This window comes from Metabacillus niabensis, assembly GCF_902829255.1.
GTDB lineage: Bacteria > Bacillota > Bacilli > Bacillales > Bacillaceae > Metabacillus > Metabacillus niabensis.
Genome location: NZ_CADEPK010000381.1, coordinates 1 through 5,972 on the forward strand (window position 1 = coordinate 1; position 5,972 = coordinate 5,972).

General features: G+C 37.6%; 5 protein-coding genes. 1 reads left to right on the plus strand and 4 read right to left on the minus strand.

Annotated features, from left to right (window positions below; genetic code table 11):
- Nucleotides 1–212: 212 nt before the first annotated feature.
- Complete coding sequence (locus HU235_RS22115; RefSeq protein WP_174881613.1) at nucleotides 213–365, minus strand: LytR family transcriptional regulator; 153 nt, start codon at nucleotides 363–365, stop codon at nucleotides 213–215.
- Between the two features lie 276 nt (nucleotides 366–641).
- Between HU235_RS22115 and HU235_RS22120 the strand changes: the two genes are divergently transcribed.
- Nucleotides 642–2,915, plus strand: a complete 2,274-nt coding sequence (locus HU235_RS22120) for a SpoIID/LytB domain-containing protein (RefSeq protein WP_174881614.1) — start codon at nucleotides 642–644, stop codon at nucleotides 2,913–2,915.
- Nucleotides 2,916–3,095: 180 nt separating this feature from the next.
- On the opposite strand, the gene HU235_RS22125 is transcribed toward HU235_RS22120, so the two are convergent.
- The 3 genes from HU235_RS22125 to HU235_RS22135 form a co-directional block, all read right to left on the minus strand.
- Entirely contained in the window at nucleotides 3,096–4,085 is a 990-nt protein-coding gene (locus HU235_RS22125; protein WP_095301582.1) for a glycosyltransferase family 2 protein, read from the minus strand.
- The gene (locus HU235_RS22130; protein WP_095301581.1) at nucleotides 4,086–4,469 is read right to left on the minus strand and encodes a GtrA family protein; all 384 of its coding nucleotides are present in this window, start codon (nucleotides 4,467–4,469) and stop codon (nucleotides 4,086–4,088) included.
- 32 nt (nucleotides 4,470–4,501) lie between these two features.
- Nucleotides 4,502–5,972, minus strand: a 1,471-nt coding sequence (locus HU235_RS22135; RefSeq protein ID WP_174881615.1) for a glycosyltransferase family protein, incomplete at its 5' end; no start/stop codon positions are given.

The following is a 5,972-nucleotide window of genomic DNA, read 5'->3' on the forward strand; positions in this document are numbered from 1 at the left end:
CTACTATTATAATATGTGTATTTAATCAACATGCTTTTATTCTACTTAGATATATTGGACAGTAAACGGAAAAAATGTAGTAAGGTGGTAGTTGTAACAAGGTTAAAATAGTTTGTAGTGGGATATTGGAAGAATAGCTTTTTCGTAATTTTGGGAGTATATCATTTTTGATGTTTACATTTTTCTATAAAAAAGAAGAAGGATTAAATAACTTACTTCTCCTTCTTTAACTCTACCCTTTTCTTATTTATGTAACGGTTCATTATTCTCTCAATTCTCTCTAGCTTTTCCAGTGAATTAACATCCTGATTTATATATCGTACTGTCTTTTTTATTGTTCTTGGTAGCTTATCAAATGAATTCATACTAAATACCTCATTATTTATTTGAAGATCACACAATGTTGTATGTCCTTTTCTTTTCCTAATTATTATGGATCTCACTATTACTGTCAAATAGTGGCTTTAATAATCATTTTCATGATGGCGAAAGTAAAGAAATGTCTAACGATGCAATGACTATTTCAATCTAGTTCTACCACCTAACATTTCCTCTCTGAATCTTACATTATTTTACTATATCAATCCAATTCTGTTTTTGATATAACTAGATTTGTTAAGTCTAGAAAACGGGGGTACTTGATGAAGAGATTACTTAAGCTTTCTCTTGTAATTGTGATGATTCTTCCATTTTTTCAATTTTCGACAATTGCCAAGGCTGTGAGTGAGCCTACTGTAACAGTTGAATTGAGAAATTATATTAGAAATAAAACTTCCTTACATGTAAATGTAGTTGGTGAATATAAAACTAGTAATTTGAATAATGATCGTTTACTAGATGGTGTTACAAGCTTTACGTTAAAGGTTGAGAATAATCGACTTGCTTTTTATGTAAATAATAGTAGAAAAGGGTTCGTTGAGGGGAATTTAAGTTTAACATCTGTGAATGATGCCAATAGCTATGTGCAAATTACTGGTGATGAGGAAACGAGACGATACCGTGGTTCGTTTGAGTTTAAAATTGAGTCTGGGCTATATGTCCGTCCTATCAATAAGCTACCGTTAGAAGACTATATTAAAGGTGTTGTTCCCCGGGAAATGCCTGCAAGCTGGGGGATTGAGGCACTTAAGGCACAGTCTGTTGCAGCGAGAACGTATGTTGCAAAGCATAGCTATAAAGTAAACGATACACAGAGCAATCAGGTGTATGGTGGGATTGAATTAACGAGTTATCAGCAGAAAATTTCTGATATTGTTGACGCAACAAAGGGCAAGATTCTTAAAATTGGTAGTGCTTATGCTGATACGGTGTTTACATCAAGTAACGGCGGATATATCGAATCAAATGATGGTGCTTGGGGTTATTCTGCCTTATCGTATTTACCTGCGAAGGCGGATCCCTATGACCCTAAGCATAGATGGGATATCCGCTTGCAAGCAACACAAATATCATTAGATGGCTTAGATTTGAAAAAGCCTGAAGCATGGTGGAATTCTGTTCAGGAGACGAATACGATTGCTCGATACAATATGAAGCCATGGTTAAAGAGTCAGCTTAAGCTACCTGCAGCTTCTGATCTGAAAATCCTTTCTATTGATCAATTAACAATACATCCTGAACGAACACCAGGAAATCGAATGAAGAGCGGAACTGTGAAAATTCGCTATGTTGAAAAGTCTGGTTCATCTTTCGTTAAGGATGCACAAGGGAATCTTTTAGTGAAAACGTATCAGCCAGCAACGTTGACGAGTAATCAGCTTCGTTCAATGCTTGGCACAGTGAATATGAAAAGCTCGCTTGTCGATATAATTGAAGCACCAACGTCTACTGAGATTGCCAGGATAAATGGTGCTGAGCGTATCGCAACGTCAGTGGAGATTTCAAAGCAATTGTATCCGAATGGATTCCCTGCAGACCATTCGTTTAAAACAGTGTTTATTGCAACAGGTTACGAATATGCGGATGCATTATCAGCAGGACCGCTTGCGTACCAATATGGAAATGCGCCTATCCTGCTTACAAAGCCAGAAGGCCTGAGCAGTGATGTCCTCGACGAAATCAAACGATTAAACGCTACTGACGTTGTTGTTCTCGGTGGGAAAACCGCTGTTTCTGATGTTGTGGTAGACCAACTCAAACAAATTAGTACGGTGAATGATGAAGCAGTCATGCGTATTAGTGGTACGAATCGCTACCAAACAAATGCTGAAATTAATAAACGATTACTAAATGTTAACGGGTTGTTTGTTGCTTCTGGACAAAGCTTTGCAGACGCTCTTGCAGGCTCTTCTGTGGCAGCGATTAATCAGTACGCGATCGTTTTAACAAGCCAAGCTTCCTTGCCAGCAGATAGCCAAGCATTCATTGAGACACATTCTAATAAGCCTAGCTATGTTTTAGGTGGTGAGAATGCTGTTTCTACTAATGTGGTGCAGAAGCTTCAGCAAATTAATGCGACGATTTCTCGATTATCTGGTGCTGATCGCTATCAAACGTTAGCGAAAATTCTAACAGCCTTTAGCATGTCCTTTAATGGGTCAGAGGTTCTTTACTCAACAGGCAGTGATTTTCCTGATGCGTTAACAAGCTCCTCACTAGCTGCCGCGAAAAAGGCGCCAGTCATTCTTGTAGGCAATGGCATTAGTTCTTCGCTTGAGAGCTTTTTGACTAGCTACAAGGGTAAGGTAAATGAGATTCATGTCCTCGGGGGACAGGTTGCTGTTTCTGATTCAAAGGTGACGCAATTAAAGGATTCATTAGGTGTTATAACATCAATCCATTTAAGTGGGACAGGCTTTGGTCATGGTGTTGGGATGAGCCAGTACGGTGCACAAAAGCAGGCAAGCCTTGGCATCACATATGACCGAATTCTCGAGTTTTATTATCCAGGTACTACTTTATCAAGTCTTTATTAAATAGGTTATGTTAATGCTTTTCTTAGGACTTTTGTTGAGACTCCTGCGGTAGAAGCGTAACATAGGGATGCCCCTGACTGACCGCAGTGAGCGAATGCTGCAGGAGGAAATCAACAACCAAGTAGTAAAATAAAAATGCCCTATTGTTTAGATACTTAGTATCAACAACAGGGCATTTTTTTATGATGTTTTTACGACTTCTTTTTCTTCAACACTTGCATAGTATTCTAGCTTTTCTTTTTCAATATTGACTGTGTCTCTTACAATGTACATTGGTCGGTTTTTGCTTTCATCATAGATGCGGGCGATATATTGACCAACAATTCCGAGACTAAGTAATTGGACACCACTAAAAAACGTGATCGCAACCATAATCGATGTCCAGCCTGCTTCCACTTGATGGCCGAAAAGCTTTGTTAAAATCGCATATAAGCATACGAATAATGAGACGAGAATCGCTAACGATCCAAGAGTTATAACAACCTTTAATGGCTTTGTTGAGAAGGCAATAATGCCATCAGAGGCAAACTTGATCATTTTTTTCAACGGATATTTAGTTTCTCCGGCAAATCGTTCATCACGTTCATATTCAATATATGTTTGCTTAAAGCCGACCCATGAGAACATACCGCGGACGAACCGGTTTCGTTCTGTCATTTGCTTAAATACTTCGGCTACCTTGCGATCGACAAGGCGAAAGTCTCCCGTATCCTTTGGGATGTCGATATCAGACATATAATTGATAAAGCGATAAAAATACTTTGCGGTTACGAGCTTAAACCATGACTCTCCCGCTCTTTTTTTCCGCTTCGCATAAACGACTTCATAGCCTTCCTTCCACTTAGCAATTAATTTAGGAATGAGCTCTGGCGGATCCTGTAAATCCGCATCAATGATCACAATGGCATCACCTGTTGCGTAATCAATTCCTGCAGTTACTGCTGTTTGGTGACCAAAGTTTCTCGAGAAATTAACGATTTTCGCTCGGTAATCCTCCTTGGAAATCCTTCTTAATATATCCATTGTCCGGTCAGTACTACCATCGTTCACAAAAATAAACTCGTAGTTAATATCATTTTGTACCATAACATCCTTCAGTCGTTTGTAGCACTCATCTGCAACTTCCTCTTCAAAATACATTGGTACTACAACGGAAATAAGTTCCTTCATTTAATTTCCTCCAGTATCCTTTATATTAAATGTCCATTTTTGATTCAATACATAATTCACAATCATTCCAACGCCAATTGCGATTACCTGGCTAAAAACAGGATGTAGCTTTAGGTAATCTACCAATAAGTAAAGACTGTATGTGTTTAGGCAGAGGGTAATAAGGTTGACGATAATAAATTTAAGAAAAAGCCCCTTTTGCCCGTTATCTGCCTGGAAAACCCAATTTTTATTCCAATAGTAGCTATTTAACACACCTAGGCTATATGCAATGACGTTTGCTGCAATATAATGAAGCCCTACACTCAATAGAATTGTATAGCTGATAAATGTGATTAGCGTATTAAATATTCCTACAGTCCCAAACTTCATTATCCGTCTCATGACTTGATCTCCTATACTCGTGTGTTCTTTCTTTACTCCTTCTTCCCCCACAGCCTAATTCGATCTCCCCAGGCATAGCCTAAACAGCTCAAAATAATCATTAGCGGTGTGAGACTGACTAAATACCGCGATCTCGTTTCCCAAATGAGCAGGAAGAAGAAAAAGCCAATAATCGAAAGCATCGCAAACATAACAAATTCATTTTTTCTTGCTAGCAGTACAGATAATAGCAATCCGAAAATGAGGATAATATGCTGGACTCGCCCGAAGCCTTGGAGAAGCTTTCCAGATTTATAATCAATCAGACGACTAAAATTCTCTGGATGAATTGGCTGTCTTTTAATTTTATTTAAGGAATAGTAGGTTGGATCTGTCCACGTATGTGTGAGCTTTTCAAGATTAAACTTGATATTCCCCTCAATTCCTTTTTCTGTTATCCGCTTTTTTAATTGTTTGAGATGGATTTGCGTAACCCTTTCCCTCGAATATGTTTCTAACAAAGCATGTGTATAACGAAAATCCTCTGTTGCATATTTCCCAAACCGTTGCTCATTTTGCGCCATAAATATCCAATGGGTTACAGGAAAGCTATAGCGATCCACCTGTTTTTTGTCAATAATGCCACTTTCATAAATCGCAAAATTAAAGGCTAGCTTCACAATGACCAATATGATAAAAGGAAGAATAAAATAGAGCTTTTTCCATCTCTGTAGGAACATGAACAATATGATGCTAAAGGCGATAACAAAGATAATTAAGGAGCCTTTTAGAATCATTCCTAAAGAGAAAATAATCGAGGCAATCACTATTCTAATGACAGTAGCATTTAATTTTCCTTCCTTATTAATTAACATGTTTAATGGGAAGAGAAGAAAAATAAGTGAAACTGTATCTGTATATACGACCGGTGCGAAAAAAATAAATGGAAAGAAGAAAACACTAAATAATAAACTCATTACTCCAATATGTCTTCCAGCAATTTTCGTTGCTATGCGGAAGATTAAGTATTGCGAGGATGTAATGATTAAAATATTCACTAGCTGGAATGTTAAAAGATCCGGTGTTGCTAGTTTGCCGATAAACGCTAGGATGCAAACTAATAAAATATTGTTCGGATAGATGACAAAATAATTTTCTAACGGATTGCCATCAACTAATATTTTTGCATTTCGAACAATTGTCCCAAAGTCCCACGATGGGGTCACATTTAATTTCCAAACGACTAACAGCTGTAGCAATACACTAATGATTAGCAGGGCAGCTACAACATAGTAGTTAGATATTTTTTGGAAAAACACCAATACTTGTTTTCGAAACAATAACAAAAGTGCAATAACGACGATAGCCACTAATAACGACAAGCTATTGAAGTGCTCCGGGGTCACGATTTCTAATGAATGAAACCCTCTGCTCGCCATGATATTGAGGCCGATAATCAGTAAAATAATAACTAGGAAAATACTAACTATCACTTTAGTTAATATTCCATTAACTGCTTTATTC